The organism is Pseudomonas sp. X10 (assembly GCF_054889225.1).
In genome coordinates this window covers 2,847,898-2,863,511 of the sequence record NZ_CM142677.1, presented here as the reverse complement: position 1 = coordinate 2,863,511, position 15,614 = coordinate 2,847,898, and the positions used below count along the sequence as shown (strand labels likewise).

Annotated in this window: 13 protein-coding genes; 1 reads left to right on the top strand and 12 read right to left on the bottom strand. The window is 59.4% G+C overall.

What is annotated here, in order from left to right; genetic code table 11:
* Positions 1-33: 33 nt before the first annotated feature.
* Positions 34-1,185, bottom strand: a complete 1,152-nt coding sequence (locus ACYU03_RS13065; protein ID WP_461884972.1) for an acyl-CoA dehydrogenase family protein — start codon at positions 1,183-1,185, stop codon at positions 34-36.
* A gap of 16 nt (positions 1,186-1,201) precedes the next feature.
* Positions 1,202-2,272: an enoyl-CoA hydratase/isomerase family protein gene (locus ACYU03_RS13060; RefSeq protein WP_461884971.1), complete on the bottom strand. Its 1,071-nt coding sequence runs from the start codon at positions 2,270-2,272 to the stop codon at positions 1,202-1,204.
* A gap of 326 nt (positions 2,273-2,598) precedes the next feature.
* Here ACYU03_RS13060 and ACYU03_RS13055 point away from each other — a divergent pair, with 326 nt between their 5' ends.
* Positions 2,599-3,780 (top strand): porin, encoded by a 1,182-nt coding sequence (locus tag ACYU03_RS13055; protein WP_461891342.1) that lies wholly within the window; start codon positions 2,599-2,601, stop codon positions 3,778-3,780.
* A gap of 23 nt (positions 3,781-3,803) precedes the next feature.
* Here the strand turns inward: ACYU03_RS13055 and ACYU03_RS13050 are convergent, their stop codons facing one another.
* The 10 genes from ACYU03_RS13050 to ACYU03_RS13005 form a co-directional block, all read right to left on the bottom strand.
* On the bottom strand, positions 3,804-4,742 hold the full coding sequence (locus ACYU03_RS13050) for a LysR family transcriptional regulator (protein ID WP_461891340.1): 939 nt from the start codon (positions 4,740-4,742) through the stop codon (positions 3,804-3,806).
* Positions 4,743-4,862: 120 nt separating this feature from the next.
* Positions 4,863-6,230, bottom strand: a complete 1,368-nt coding sequence (locus ACYU03_RS13045; RefSeq protein WP_461891338.1) for an FAD-dependent oxidoreductase — start codon at positions 6,228-6,230, stop codon at positions 4,863-4,865.
* 37 nt (positions 6,231-6,267) lie between these two features.
* Entirely contained in the window at positions 6,268-7,323 is a 1,056-nt protein-coding gene (locus ACYU03_RS13040) for a Rieske 2Fe-2S domain-containing protein (protein WP_461891336.1), read from the bottom strand.
* 287 nt (positions 7,324-7,610) lie between these two features.
* Positions 7,611-8,870 (bottom strand): TIGR02270 family protein, encoded by a 1,260-nt coding sequence (locus ACYU03_RS13035; RefSeq protein WP_461891334.1) that lies wholly within the window; start codon positions 8,868-8,870, stop codon positions 7,611-7,613.
* Between the two features lie 21 nt (positions 8,871-8,891).
* Positions 8,892-9,758, bottom strand: coding sequence for a hypothetical protein (locus ACYU03_RS13030; protein ID WP_461891332.1), 867 nt, complete (start codon positions 9,756-9,758; stop codon positions 8,892-8,894).
* A gap of 2 nt (positions 9,759-9,760) precedes the next feature.
* Positions 9,761-10,672 carry a DUF4150 domain-containing protein gene (locus tag ACYU03_RS13025; RefSeq protein ID WP_461891330.1) on the bottom strand — a complete coding sequence of 304 codons (912 nt, stop codon included), beginning with the start codon at positions 10,670-10,672 and terminating at the stop codon, positions 9,761-9,763.
* Positions 10,669-11,733, bottom strand: a complete 1,065-nt coding sequence (locus ACYU03_RS13020) for a beta-ketoacyl synthase N-terminal-like domain-containing protein (RefSeq protein WP_461891328.1) — start codon at positions 11,731-11,733, stop codon at positions 10,669-10,671. Before ACYU03_RS13020 ends, ACYU03_RS13025 begins: the two co-directional genes overlap by 4 nt.
* Complete coding sequence (locus ACYU03_RS13015; RefSeq protein WP_461891326.1) at positions 11,730-12,872, bottom strand: DUF2169 family type VI secretion system accessory protein; 1,143 nt, start codon at positions 12,870-12,872, stop codon at positions 11,730-11,732. Before ACYU03_RS13015 ends, ACYU03_RS13020 begins: the two co-directional genes overlap by 4 nt.
* A gap of 12 nt (positions 12,873-12,884) precedes the next feature.
* On the bottom strand, positions 12,885-13,337 hold the full coding sequence (locus ACYU03_RS13010) for a DUF6484 domain-containing protein (protein ID WP_461891324.1): 453 nt from the start codon (positions 13,335-13,337) through the stop codon (positions 12,885-12,887).
* A 16-nt stretch (positions 13,338-13,353) separates the two neighbouring features.
* Positions 13,354-15,555, bottom strand: a complete 2,202-nt coding sequence (locus tag ACYU03_RS13005; protein ID WP_461891322.1) for a type VI secretion system Vgr family protein — start codon at positions 15,553-15,555, stop codon at positions 13,354-13,356.
* Positions 15,556-15,614: the final 59 nt, after the last annotated feature.

Genomic DNA, 15,614 nt, shown 5'->3' with positions numbered 1-15,614 from the left:
GCTAGCGCACGGCCCTGCCTGCTGGACCCGGCGTCACAGCGAATAGTGCTTGAGCTCCCGGGCAATCAGCATCCGCTGGATCTCGCTGGAGCCTTCGTAGATCTGGGTGATGCGCGCATCGCGGTAGTAGCGTTCCACCGGGTAGTCCTCCAGGTAGCCGTAGCCGCCGTGCACCTGAATCGCCATGGAGCAGACCCGCTCGGCCATTTCCGAGGCGAACAGCTTGGCCTGGGAGGCTTCGCTCAGGCAGGGTTTGCCGGCGCTGCGCAGGCGGGCGGCATGGAGGATCATCAGGCGAGCGGCATTGACCTGAACCTGCATATCGGCCAGCAGGTTGGCGATGCTCTGGTGCTCATTGATCGGCTTGCCGAACTGGATACGGTCGCGCGAATACACCAGCGCCGCTTCGAACGCCGCGCGAGCGATGCCCAGGGCTTGGGCGGCGATGCCGATGCGCCCCCCTTCGAGGTTGGACAGGGCGATGGCCAGGCCCTTGCCGCGCTCGCCGAGCAGGTTGGCGGCGGGGATGCGGCAGTTGTCCAGGGTCACCGCACAGGTGTCGGAGGCGCGGATGCCCATCTTGTGTTCGCTGCGTTCGACTACGAAACCTTCATTGGCGGTCGGCACGAGGAAGGCTGACAGGCCTTTCTTGCCCAGCTCCGGGTCGGTGACGGCAAAGACGATGGCCAGGCCCGCACGGCGGGCATTGCTGACGAACTGCTTGGCGCCGTTGATCACCCAGTGGTCGCCCTGCAGCTCGGCACGGGTACGCAGATTGTGCGCCTCCGAGCCGGCCTGGGGTTCGGTCAGGCAGAAGCAGCCGATCACCTCGCCACTGGCCAGGCGCGGCAGCCAGGCCTGTTGCTGTTCCGGGCTGCCGTAGGCCAACAGCGGGCCGCAACCGACCGAGTTGTGGATACTCATCATGGCGCCGGTCGCGCCGTCGCCGGCGGCGATTTCCTCGACCGCGAGGGCATAGGCCACATAGTCGGTGTAGCTGCCGCCCCAGTCCTCGGGCACCACCATGCCGAGCAAGCCCAGCTCGCCCATCTTTTTCACCACGTCATCGTCGATCCAGCCGGCCTTCTCCCAGGCCTGGGCATGGGGGGCGATCTCGCCACGGGCAAAGTCCCGGGCCATGTCGCGGATCATGATCTGTTCTTCGCTCAGTTCCAGGTCTTGCATCTGTGTACTCCCTTGCTCACAGGCCTTCGAAGAATTGCTCGACCCGTTGGCGACTGACGCCGGACAGGGTCGGTGGATTCCAGCGTGGTTGCTTGTCCTTGTCGATGATCAAGGCCCGCACGCCTTCGATGATGTCACCGTGTTCGAACCACTGGCGGTCCAGGTGCAGTTCCATGGCGAAGCAGTCTTCCAGGCTCAGGTGACGGCCACGGCGCAACATCTCCAGGGTAACCGCCATGGCCAGGGGCGAGCGGGTTTCCAGCTGATCGGCGAGTTTCACCGCCCACTCGTGGCTGTCCGCGACGGTCACCGTGCGCAGTTGCTCGACGATGCTGGCGACATCGGGGAGGGCGAAGAAGTGGTCGATCGCCGGGCGCAACTTGGCCAGCGGGGCGTCTTCCAGCACCTGGGAGCCGAGTTTCGCCAGCAAGCCCTGGAGGTCCTTGAGCGGGTGCTCGCCGAAACGCAGGCGGTCGAGGCCGTCATCCAGGTTGGCGAGTTTTGCGCTGTCCAGGTACCAGTCGGCCAGGCCGCAGTACAGCGCGTCGGCGGCCTGGATCTGGTTGCCGCTGACCCCCAGGTAGGTTCCCAGCTCGCCGGGAAGGCGCGACAGGAAATAGCTGCCGCCGACATCCGGGAAGTAACCGATGCCCACCTCGGGCATGCCCAGACGGCTGCGCTCGGTGACGATGCGCAGGTCGGCGCCCTGGGCCAGGCCCATGCCGCCGCCGAGGGTAAAGCCATCCATTAGTGCCAGCACGGGCTTGCGGTAGTGGTGCAGGCACAGGTCGAGGGCGTATTCCTCGACGAAGAAGTCCTTATGCAAACTGTCCCCGGTCTTGAAGCTGTCATGCAGGGAACGGATATCTCCCCCGGCGCAGAAGCCCTTGGGGCCTTCGCCACGCAGCATCACGGCATGCACTTGCGGGTCATCGGCCCAACGGTCTAGGTGGCGTTGCAGGTCGCGGACCATATCCAGGGTCAGGGCATTGAGGCCTGCGGGGCGGTTGAGGGTCAAGTGACCGATATGGTTGCGGACTTCGGCCAGGACCTGGTCCGGCGCTGGGGTATGAGCTTGCGCGGTCATCGCGGTCTCCCTGCTTTGTTATTGATTTTCCAGGTGAAGTCTGGGGGCGCTGGAGGATCGAAGGATCCTAACAGTGCAATTTTGCCTAGCACAATTGGCAAAACTGCAGTGGCTTTCTGCATTTTTACCTCAGGCTGCGCCTTCCGGACGGGGTAGTGCCACTTTAGCGCTGTGACACCAGCGGACAAGGTATTACTTCACCCCGCCCCCTGTCCGGGCCTCCCGGCCAAGGCACTGGCGTTGTGCTGCCAAGGCAGCGTATGGCCGTTGCCCGGGCCTTTCGATAATCGCCTCCGACACCCGTCCCCAAGAATGCGGAGCGCGCCATGTACAACAATAACAATGCCCAACGCCGTATCCTGCCGCTGGCCACTGGCTTGGCGGTGCTTGCCCTGAGCCCCCTGGCCAATGCCGAGATCATGCTCTACGACAAGGACCAGACCACCTTTTCCACCGATGGCTATATCAACGCCTTCTACGTCAACAGCGATATCGACCGCGCCGGCGAGCAGTACGACCGACGCCAGTCGCGAGTGAAGATGGGCTTTTTGCCCAACACCCTCGGCTTCAACATGACCCGGCAGATGGACGCCCTCAAGCTGGGAGGGCGTGCCTCGTTCTGGGTGACCATCAACGATAGTGAAACCAACGGCACCGACACCGACATCGATGTGCGCCAGTTCTACGGCACCGTGGCCAACCCGGAATGGGGCGAGGTGCTGATCGGCAAGGACTTCGGTCTCTTCGCCCGCTCCAACATCCTGCTCGACGAACTGCTCGCCGGTTACGGCCAGGTCAGCGACACCCTGGGGCTGGTGGATGGTGGCGGGGTGTCTTTTGGCAATATCGGCAGCGGTTACCCCTATCCGTTCCCGACCTCGCAGATCACCTATCGCACGCCGCTCATGGAGGGCCTGCGTATCGCCGTAGGTATCATGGACCCGGTCGACACCAACGACGACAGCGCCGTGGGCAAGGCCTACCAGAAGAACCCGCGCACCGAGAGCGAGATCACCTATCAGTTCGACCTGGGGGGCGCGCAGATCTACAGCTGGCTCAACGGCAGCTACCAGACCTCGGACAATACCGACAGCAACGTCGATTCGGTGACGTCCAAGGGCCTGGGTTATGGCGTGCAGGCGAAAATGGGCGCCTTCTCCCTGACCGGCTCGGGCTTCACGGCCAAGGGCATCAACCCGTTCTTCACCAACAACGCCGGTGAAGCGACCCTGCGCGAGGTGGACAGCAAGGGGTATCTGCTTCAGGGCTCCTACCGCTTCGGCAAGAACCGCCTGGCGCTGTCCTATGGCAAGACCAAGGACGACGGCAACGGCGCGGTCAACACCGGCGCCGACTATGAAACCCGCGGCATCGCCCTGTTCCATGACATCAACGACCACCTCAAGCTGGTCGCCGAGTACAACCAGTTCGAAATCGACGGGCACCAGGGGGATGCGCAGAACGAAGACACCGATACCTTTGCCGTGGGGGCGGTGCTGACCTGGTAGAGAGACTCAGCGCAGGCCTCGACTCATTCCCCGAAAGGCTCAGGGGCAATCGCCTTGGCCGCGGCCAGCACCAGGCTGCGCAGCCACTTCGAGGCCTGCGAACGATGTTTGCGCGCGTGCCACAACTGGTAGTACCTCAACGGTTGGGCCGGAACCGGAAAAGGTTCGATACGCAGTGGCAACAACTCGGTGTAGTGCTTGGCAAACGACCGCGTGGTGGTGAACAGCAGATTCGATTTGACCAGGGCGTAGGGCGCCAGGCAGAAGTAGGGCAGGGTCGTCGCCACCCGCCTTGCCAGGCCGCTTCTTGCCAGTTCCGCACCGATCGTGCCTTGCCCAGAGGCGTTGTGGGTCATGACATCAAGGTGGTCCGCCTGGGTGTAGGCGTCCCGGGTCAGGTCGCCTGGGCGGATGGGGTGCCCCTTGCGCATCAGGCACACCAAGTCATCGTCACACAGCGGCTGCAGATGGAGATGTTCCGCCGGGGTTCTCCAGTTGCCTATCACCAGGTCCAGATAGCCGTCCTCCAGGCCGCGCGAGTATCCACCCTCTGCCTGCAGGTGCTTCAGCTCCAGCGTGGCGAAGGGGGCCTGGGCATGGAACAGCTCGATGATGGCCGGCACGAAGAACACGCTCAGGTAATCCGGTGTGCTGATGCGGAAGGTCTGCCGGGTTGTGGTGGGATCGAAGTGGTCGACCGGATGCAAGATCTGCTCGATCCCGCTCAATGCCTGCGAAACAGGATCGATCAAAATCTGCCCATGGGTAGTCAGCACCATGCGACTGCCACTGCGCACTAGCAATGGGTCGCCGGTAATCTCACGCAGCCGGCGCAAGGCGACACTGACTGCAGGTTGGGTCTGTCCAAGCAGTTCGGCAGTGCGCGAAACGCTGCACTCCGTGAGCAGGGTGTAGAGCGTCCGGATCAGTTGGACGTCGCAATGTGGTACGGGCTTGGGCACTGCAGCCTCTATTGTTATGGGGTCAACGGCAAGATGGTCCTTCATCTCGAGTTGGGTAGGGGAATTACGCTATATAAAGATTTATATAGCGTAATTCCCGAGCGCGGTCTATGCAGGCCGCTACCTCCAGTCCGGCAAACTTTTCAGCAGTTCGGCTTTTTCCTGAGTCGCAGCCCCCATCAGCACAAAGCCTTGCATCCGGCTCTGCCGATCATGGTAGATGGCGCGCACATCCGCGATGCCCTTGTGGCAGCGGCCCACCAACTCGGTCGACCACAGCCCTTCGTTGTCCATCGGCGATGCCACGACCGTGGGCAACACGCTGGTCTTGATGGTCACCGGCATGGCGGGGTAGGTGACCGGCGTTGGCTGACCGGCCAAGGTTCGGGCCAACGCGCGCGCTTGCAGCATGATCGGCATCACGTAAGGCAGCACCAGGTCGTGGACCTGCGCGCAATCACCCAGGGCATAGACGTTCCTGGCGCTGGCACGCAGGTAGGCATCGGTGACGATGCCGCTGGAAACCTCCATGCCTGCCGCACGTGCCAGCTCGACCCGTGGCGCCAGGCCAATGGCGCAGAGCACGTAGTCCACCTCGAGCACACGGTCGTCAGCCATCTGCAACTGGAGCCCCTTGCCGTTGCGATGGACTGCGACAGGAGCATTGCCAAGCTCCAGGCGCACACCAATGGACTGCAGCGCATTCGCCATCTCTTCGCCGGCCTCCGAAGGTAGCAGGCGACTCAACAGCCAGGTGGCGCGGTCGACTATGCATACCTCATGGCCGGCATGGCGCAGATCATTGGCGAACTCACAGCCGATCAGCCCACCACCGAGGATGGCGATTCGGCTGTCTACGCCGATCTGTTGGCGAAAGCCCCGGTAGTCTTCCAAGTCGTTCACGGTGACGATGGCGTCCACCCCCTCGCCTTGCAGGGCAGCCCGGCGCGCATCGGCACCCACTGCCAGCACCAGCGCGCTATAGCCATGTGGTTGGCCATCGATATAGACCCGCTGCGCGTCGGCGTCGATCCGTTGGACTGCGGTGTGGGTCCAGATTTGCGCTTGTAGTTGGTTCGCCATCTGCTCGGCGCTGGAGGTGACCAGTTGATCCGGCAGGCGTCCGGTCTGGAAGGCGTTGGATAGCGCCGGCTTGGAGTAAAACTCCCCACCATCGCGGGTTACGATCACGATCGGGGTGTCGGCATCCAGCTTGCGCAGCTCACGTGCGACGGTGTACCCGGCAAGCCCGGAGCCCAGAATGATCACCGGGTCAGGCGGTGCTGGGGATTGCGCTACCGTTTGGTTTGCCTCGGCACTCCCTGAGACCTGAACCATTTCAAAGTCAGCTTTGCCTACGCCGCACTCCGGGCAATACCAGCTGTCCGGCACATCCTCCCAGCGGGTACCCGCTGGGATATCGTGCTCTGGCATGCCCAAGGCTTCGTCATAGATGAAGCCACACACAAGACATTCCCACTTATACATGGTCGATACTCCCTTCAATCGGTCCGCAGCCAGGTCATCAGCTCGTGAAAGCTCGACCCAGGCCAAGTGCGCTCAGGGCGCGGCGGTAAGCGGTGGAGGAACGATCGGCGGGAATGTGGATTTCCAGCGAAAGGTCCAGTGGCAGGTCCTCCGGACGGCACAGTTCAACGATATCGCGGTCCTCTTCGAATACCTGTTGGTTGAAGGCGTACACGTCCTCCAGCGGCATCTCCTTGTCGAAGTTGCGTGTGATGGCGCAGAACATGCGTGTCTTGCGAGCCGAGATCGGGCTGGCCGCGTTGAGAATCACCAAGCGGTGTTCCGGGTCGGGGAAGTTGACGGTCAGACGCGCGGTAAAGGGTGCGAAGACATCGAAGGTGCGGGTCCAGAGAAAGTCGCTCGGTGCACGGTGCTGCATCTGCTTGGGGAAGTTGCTGACGCTGCTGACGTATTCGGCGCGTATCCCGTAGGGTGTGACTTCGGCCTTGTAGGTCGGCACCACGGGATTGTCGCGCTCGGCAAAGGCCTCGTGGTGAATCCAGGCGAAGTGGGCGACATCGATGAAGCCTTCTACCTGGCGACCGGCCGAGGCGGCGATGTCGATCGACGGCGGCAGGATGCGCTGGAAGTTGTCGTCATGCCACGAAGGCATCTCGGCGAAAGGGGCGCTGGTACCGGACATCAGCACCCAGATCAGCCCGTAGTCTTCGCGGGTCGCGTACATCTGGATGCGGTGGCGCTCGGTCAGGTTGGCGTTCGGCTCCGAGGGGATGCGGGTGCAGCGGCCATCGGTGCCGAAGTGCAGGCCGTGATAAGGACAGATGATGTTCTCGCCCTGCACCCAGCCCCTGCTCAGCGGTGCGCCACGGTGGCTGCAGATATCACGCGCGGCATTCACCTTGCCGCCGGCGCGGTAGAGCACGACAGGCTCATCCAGAAGGGTGACGGCGTATGGCTTGTCGGTAACCTCCGCTGAAAAGGCGACGGGGTGCCAGTGCCGGCAAAGGATCTCGCGATCGTGCGCCGTGAATGTACTGGTCTTGGTGATCGGGTTCCAGGTAACGGTCTGGCAGGCTATGGCGGCAGTGGACATTTCGGTTCTCCTTATTATGGAAATGGCACCGGGGTAACGCGTCCGTGAAGTGCCTGGCAGGTGGCTTGCCCAGCCAGGTGGACACCGAATGCGAAATCCATGCTAGAGAACCGGGGCAAGCGTGCCCATGGCGTGGGGAACATAGTGGTTATGTGGAATGGGTTATGTAGGTTCGGCTCTAGGGGGGGTGAGACTCATCGAGAGTTGGCTTGGACGCTTGGCGGCCATCACCCAAGGGGACGGCAGAAGGCATGGACCTGCTGGCCATCTCAGTGGATGTCGCTCGCTCATCGCCTGAACTTCGCCGGTTCTCCCAGCAACATCTTTTGTCGCCAAGCCGGTGCGCTGGTAGGGAAAAGTACTTCGGCCGGGCGAAAGCGGGCAATGCCACAGGCGGCGGCAATGCGCTGGCGTTGCTGGCCCCGGGCAAGCGCTCGCTGAAAGCTGCTTTCGCTCTGCTGCAGCCCCAGCACATAGCCGACGCCCGCCTGGAAATCGCCTCCATGGGCCTGCCACCAGGCTGCGATTGGCTGCGGGTCAGGCCAGGGCAGATCCTCATCGGGGTCCATGACGACATTGGGATCCTCAGGGGCATCGCTCGGGCCGGCATCGAAGTCGGGCAGGTCCTGCAATTCCAGATCGAGCAGCACCAGGTCAGCGCCGGTAATCAGGCTGAAGGCTTCCCCGGCGACGCGAGCATAGGGCAGATTGTTCATCTGCTGGATCAGCCACGGCACGCTGACCGGATCACCCAGCAGCCCAATGGCCTGGATACCAATGCGCCGCTGCTCAGGGTTCTGTATCAATTGGTGTATCCAGGCGATGCTGCGCTCGCGCTTTTGCCAGGCCAACAATACACAGAGCGCGCGGTACTGGAACTCGCCCGGTCGCTCGGCGAACTGTCGCAGCGGTTCCAAGGCGTGCTCATCGCCCATCTGTGCGGTGGCCCAGTTGGCCCAAAAGCGTGTGGCGGCATCCTCATGTAGACGGTGGGCACGAATCGTTGGCATCAGGTCGCGCCGACGCAACTCCCCAGCAGTACGGGCGGCACGTGCCAGTACGCCTGGGTCGGCATGGGAAAGCTCGGAGAGTAGGGTGGGGCCAGGATCGTGGCGATGCATACCACAGGCGGCCAGGCCGAGGCGGCGGAACAAGGGAGCAGGGGAGGCGAGCATGCGATCGATCCAGGGAGATACCCGCTCCCAGTCGAGCCACCCCAAGGCCATCAAATAACCGCGCTCCGTTTCCACGGTGCTTTTCAAGTGCTCGCTGAGGCGCGACAACACTTCCGCATTTTTCGTCTCGAAGGCCAGTAACGCACTGGCGAACATTTCGCCAAGAGCGTGCGGACCAAGCTGGGCCAGCAGAGTCTCCAGGCCCACGGGGTCGGCGATACGCAGGCCATCGAGATGAGCGTCGATGCGTTCGTCCAGTTTGCTGAGGTCATCAAGGTCGTAGTGGGGCGCGTGCACGGCGTAGTCGTGAAGAAGGATGAGGAAGCAAGCTTCTTCGGCGTGCTGGTCTATCATTGATGGAATTGGGACCATGACGTCTCTGCTTCCTGCTTGTTACGGAACCAGGTTACCAAAGAAGTAACGCTCTCCTACTTCAAAGTGCATGGGGGAAGCCATGTATCGATCTAGAATAGCTGTTGCATTAAGAGGTTGGAAATCACCGTTTTTTCCGTAGAAGCTAGAGCAGTCCACTCCAGAATACACCTCGAATTTACGCCTCCAGATCAGGAAGTCGCTCCAATTAACCCAGTCGTCATTGTCTTTGGGGATCAGGGACTTTCTCATGAGCCAGACTTGTTTGTTCATATCGACAGGCACTCCCCCAAGGATCGAGAATCTATCGCTCCCATAGGTGTCCTGCAACTTGGCAAGTCGTGAGTCGACCGCGGCCCTGTATTCGGTTTCGGTCGGGTTATCACCGTAAAGCTCGGGCTCACCCTCGATGGGTTCAAGGAGGTTTGATATATTCGCTTCTACGGCTTCTCGGTCGGCTAGACGATCGAGCATACTCCAAGCCTCAACCATGAAAGGTACCAACCAGAGAACACCAGACCACTGGGCGGCCAGGCAAGCCTCAATGCGCACATAGTCTGGTCCCTCGATCATGAGTTCGGCAAGAAAGTCCAAGTCTGTATCAAGTCCTGCATCAGCCGTAAGACCTAGACAGGCAGACACCAGCGTCGGCGCGCTATCCTTGTCTAATATCCACTTTCTCAGTTGGGATATGTGACTGTAATCTGCATGCTTTGCACCTTCCAGGATCGAAGCAAGCGCAATCCAAGGGTCATTATTCTGCCACCCGTCAGGTGACAATATTTCTCTAGGTGCAGGGCTAGAGTAGTGGTATCCGCGTCCTTTCCAATAGAAGCAGCCTTGAAGAAAATTTGGCCTGTCAGGGTGTTTATAAGTGGTGAAATTCATCGTTAGCTCCCTCGGAAACTATTAGAGCACTTGCCTTGAAGCGAACTTAACTCTAATTCGAGTTTGGCACATTTACGTCCAGTGGGCGCAAGATTGCCTTGCCCGGCCGGACAACCTCCGGCCGCCTTGGGTACTCTATGCGCAACAGGGGCTCCCTGGCTCATTCCTTTCCAGTAAGTATAGCTTGGCTTATTCATTGCCCAGTCGTTTTCAATGTTCTTTTTCTCCCGCTTACTAGTTTTATAATATTTATTACATCCGCTCGGTGGTTTCCCGGCGGGTGGTAGAAGGTGCCTGCACTTGGGGTTCGCACGGACTTTGGCGAGGAGGGCGGCGTTATCAGGATTTTGTGCTGTATCGTAGAATTCATCTTCCGACATATACTCCCCCTTCGCTTGCGCGTCGGTATGCGCTGCGCCGCCACAACACTCACATTTATGTTTGCCCTGCACCTTGGCGTCTTGTTGCACCGGGGCATATTTAGCGGTATTTACCATGGGGACTGCAGCGTTTGCCGCAGGGCTGGCATGATTTGATGTCGTGATATCCGTATGTCGGTCTATGTTCTGGCCTTCGAAAAGAACATCCATTGACCACGAAACAAAATATGTCTTGCCGGTGATAACGTGGGTGATGACACCGGCGCCTTGGCTCCTGGTTGCCGCTTCATCCCCCAAAGGCGAGGTTTTATAAAATGAGCGATTCTTTAACATCACCTCCTTGTTTTTGATTTTTACTGTCTTGCTGCCTTTCTTCATGTCCTTGGAAAATGAGGTGTCGGGATAAGGTACCGGGATTGGACCTGCTGGCGGAGGTGGTGGCGTTAAACAGACGTCCGGGAAAGCGGCTATTACCTTGCCGGCGCCCGCTTTGCATGCAATTTCATCCCCATTTGCGTAGACCTCGCAACTCATATGATACCTCCGGAATTATTGAGGTCGCGCACGACTGCAACTGCTCGCGCGCCTCCCAAGGCGCTTGTTAAACAGATCGCGGTGCTTCCTGGCGCATAGCCTTTCCGGAAAGCCTGATCCGCGAGTATCAACTGGGCGATTCCGGCAATTGCCCCGGTGTCACCAATGGCTTCTGCCCAATGCCAAAGTGGTTGATCCTCTTTTCTCACTGTCCGCAAAAGCCGGGCTTCCATTAGCGGAATTTCCTTAAACCCGTATTGTTCTCCTGTTACATCGGACAGACGCAGATCAATCTCGTGGAAGCCCAGTTTTGACTCCGCAAGCGCCGTGCGAACGGCTGTTGTCAGTCCGCCTGCGCGCAGCGGCTTGCAAGATAAAAGGGGGGCATCCTCTTGGCCAAAGCCAAGGCCTGATATTTCCAGGCATGTGTCATGCTGCCGCTTTGCCCGAACCAGAACGGCTGCGGCCCCTTCGCCAGGAAATAGACCGTCGTGGCTGGTTGTGGTCTTCAACCGGCGCTGGCTATCCAGCCACTGAAGTGTCAACGCATTGAGTAGCGAGTCAACCCCACCCACCAGACAGGCGGGGACATGTTCTTCCCAGATTAATCGACGGGCTTCATGAAGGGCATGCATGCCTGCGACATGTCCGGCAGGGATGATCCTGGAGTGGGTTGGATGGAAGTGTATTCCCAGACGGGAAGAGGCCTCATTTATTATAGTCCGGGCTAACTCTTTGATATCGACTCCGGGGCGTTCTGGTTCAGCCAGGCACAAGAGAAAAGGAACTTCTTTCCAGTCTAATTTCTCTGCATCGTGCATTAGCTCGGCCAGTGCATGGATCATGAGACCAGTCAGGCGCAATGGTGCCGGGATAGCCAGGTCAATAGTGGGAACCGCCGCGCCTATGATGGGTTCGGAAGCATTGTCAAAAAATGGAAGTTCCTGAAGTGCTGAAAGTCCGGCTCGCTTGGCAGCGCATGCGCTAGGAGCGCATAGGCCAACGGGGCAAGTCATGCCCACTTTGGTAATGAACAGGGAATGACCATGCAGGGGCTTCATATCTCCTCCTCAGAGGAAGGGGACGCGCCTTTTGTCCACTTTATTAGTAGATCCAATGACGCGAAGTGTTGCTTTCCTTGCATGCGTTTTTCGCGAGCTTTGCTCTTTTCGAGCTGATCGGTTTTTTGTCCGACGATTACGCTGGCTACTTCCTTGATATTGCGCCCGAGAGGCGAAGAGGCCCGCCATGTTAGCATCATCCGATTAGCGTCAGGCTCAAGAACAACAGTGTCGACAACGGCTGCCGCTTCCCTTGTACTGTCATCGTGAAAGACAATGAGCACCGCTAATTGCAGGTTTGCCGGAAGCCTGAACGCCGACCTGCCTTTATCGTTGAGGTTGAGGAGCACGACCTCTTCACCACCTTGAGGGTAGTCGATCTGCTGATCGTCTGGCGCACACTGGAAGTAGCGCAAGTCAAAATCCTCTGGAAGAAATGGGAACTGATGATCAAGCCACGCCTGATCATAAGTGCCAGCCCAGCGGATACGCTGTCGCCATGCTCGGCCAATCGGGCCAAATGCCATCGGTCTGTAATTCCCGCTGGGCGTAGTGACGGGGCTGTCCAGCTCTTCGGTATTCGGCAGCGGTAAACAATTTATCTCTGTACTATTTGCACCAGGATGAAATCCGACCCCTACAGGGTTCCAGGGGTAACTCTTATGTTTTGTGACGTCTGTAGATGTCCGGTCCACACCTCCAAAAGCCTGTGCGTAGGTAACGGGTATTCTCGTGAACGGAATGGGTTTGCTTATCGAGCATGAAAAGGCGCCAGTCATATAGATCCTTGGTCCAACGACTTTGAATGCTTTTACAAGACTCCCTATCTTCAGCGCTACACTCACTTCTGTGGCGGGCTCTCCATTGGGTGCGTAGCAATGCCCATTGAGCAGAACGTCGCAGCGTGGCTTGTGGAGTGCAAATTCATTTTCGTATAACGCGGCTGATTCTCCAGGCTCACCAGGGAATACATCGGTCATGATCAGCGGTGCCTGCTGTTCGAGCAGCCGAGGTTCATGTCCAGGGTGATCAGGAATTCCGTAGGTTCCCTTCGCTACCACGACTAGCCACTCCCGGCCAGTCTTATCGGTTGAGGTCGTATAGCCACCGATGAGGCGGGTCTTGTTAATCAATTCCATGGCATTACTGCCTCAGTTGATCTGTACCGAACCACCTTTGATGCGATTCACTCCGGATGATCGACTCGATAGGTAGGCGCCTCGGACCAGCACCTTGCCTTCGCGCGTGAGGGTGATGCTGGCCTTGCCGCAGCGCAGGACGATTTCCCGCTCTGCGGTGAATGCCAAGCGCTCGCCGTCCAGGCTGGCAACGGTCGGCGTCGTGGTTTCGGGCAGGCGCTGGATGCGACCGATCACCAGTGGCCGGGTCGGATCGCCAGCTTCGAACATCAGAGCGACCTGGGCACCGATGTCCTCGCGGTTGAGCGGTGTAGTGGTGCGCGCGGCGAGGCCCGAGTCACCGGGGCAGCCGGGGAAGGCCACGATTGGGGCGTCCGCCTTGGGCACATCCAGCAGCACACCAATCACGACGCCCTCCACACGCGCTGGCGTGGAGGAGGGGGGACGGTGGTATTCGACGGTCATAGCGCACACTCCATGGCTAGTTCTGCAGAATCTTCTGACCTTTGACTACAACGTTCCTGTTGGCCTTGATGTTGATGGCACCGGAGCCATCGATGGTGATGTTCTTGCCACGAATCATGATTGTGCCGTCCTTCTTCATGGTGATACTGGCCGCGCCCGTGATCAGGCTGATGGAGTCGCCGGCGGAGAGGGAAAAGTTCTTGCCAACGTCCAGGCTGTCGTTCTGCTTGATGTCAGTGGTGCGGTTTCGGGCGACGTTGCGGGATTCGTTTTGGCCGATCTGGGTACTCTGGTTGCCGTTGATCTCAATACTCTGGTTACCGCTGATCTCGATACCCTCGTTGCCTTTGACCGTTTCGTTACGGTTGCCTGTGATACCGATGGTCTCGTTGCCACCAACATCTTCAGTGCGGTTACTGACGATGGTGATGTTTTCATTGGCGCCGACCTTTTCCGTACGGTCCGCACCTATGGTGATGGTCTCGTTGCTACGCACTTCTTCGGTACGATTGGCGCCGATGGTGATTTTCTCGTCGTTGCCAACGCTCTCGGTACGGTTCACGCCGATGGAGATGGTTTCGTTGTTGTCCACCGTTTCAGTGCGGTCGTGTTTGACGTGCACGGTTTCGTTGTTATCGATGGTCTTGCTACGGTCATGGCCGACCCAGTGGCTCTCGTCATTCTCGACCTCAATGTCCTGGTTCTTCTCGGCGTGGATAAACAGTTGTTCCTCGCCTTTCTTGTCCTCCATGCGGATCTCATTGAAGTTGGCCAGTGAGCCGTCCTTGCTTGAACGGCTTTTCACTCCGCTCTGGGTGGCATTGGCCGGCAGCTTGTAGGGCACGGTCTGTTCGGCGTTATAGACGCGGCCGGTGATGATCGGCCGATCCGGGTCGCCTTCGAGGAAGCTGACGATTACCTCCTGACCGATCCGGGGGATTTGTATCGCCCCCCAGTTCTTGCCGGCCCAGGCCTGGGACACGCGAATCCAACAGGAGCTGTTTTCGTTTGATTGGTCATGGCGATCCCAGTGGAAATGCACTTTGACCCGCCCATACTGGTCGGTCCAAATCTCCTCGCCACTGGGGCCAACCACCACGGCGGTCTGCGGCCCACGGACAATGGGCATGGGGGTCAAGGGGAGGGGACGGAAGGCTTGGCTGGCATCCATGCAGTCCAGCTCGCTGATGAACTGTTCGGTCTGGTCCAACTGCCCGCTTTCATAGGGTTCCTGGCGGATCTGATAGCGTGCGACCACCACTAGGTATTCGCGGTTCTGGTCCGCACGTTCGTAACCGGTCAGCTTGAACAAATGGCCGGAGCCCAGCCCGCGGGCGCAGCCGCACAACTGTACGCGTTCGAATTGGCTGTGAATGGCTTCGATGCGGGTACGCGCGTAGTGCTCGCCATCGTTGTACTGTGAGTATTCGCCAGGGTAGTCGTAGAGCGGATGGTCGCCGTTGCTGTGGTTGCGCAGCACACTGGAGCGCACCTCAAGACTGGTACGGGGGCGCTGGAAGTCATAGTCATTCAGCGCCAGAGAACCGGGCTGTACTTCCCGCGTCAGTTGCCACTCGTAGAAATGATCGCGCTCGCGCATTTGCCGATCGGGTGGATAGAAGGGTACCGAGGCGTAGTTTGCCACCGTGGAGTGGGCGCCATAGGCGTCGGCCAACACCAGTACATGACGCGCTTTTTCATGGCGGAAGTAGTAATAGATGCCTTCCTGCTCCATCAACCGGCTGATGAAGTCGAAGCTGGTTTCGCGGTACTGCACGCAATATTCCCACTCGCGGTAGCTACCGCTCAGGCTGTCTTCGAAATCGGAGAAACCGAGGTCGCGAAACACCTGCTTGATGATCTCCGGCACCGTAATATTCTGGAAAACCCGACAGTCCGAGGTGCGCGTGAGCAGCCAGAACCAGGGCCGCAGGCTGACGCGGTAACCTGCGAACTGGCCGTGGCCGGTCAGTTGCCGGCAACTGCAGGCAATACCGTGGAAGTACCGTTTACTGCCATCGTACAGTTCCAGGGCCAGGCCCATCGGCTTGCCCAGCAACTGGTCGAACTTGATCGCCGGGTCTTCGGAGGTGAGGTCCAATTCGTAGTGGAACAGCCGCCCCAGCTCTTCGCTGCCTTCCATGCTCTGCAGTAGCAGGACATCCTCGCCGAGGGGGCTGTCGACCTGCACCCAGCGGTTGTTTTGCGTGATTGCCATAAACGGCTTCCTCTGGCTCGTGTTCGGGCGTCAGTCGGCCGTCTTGAATACATAGTGCA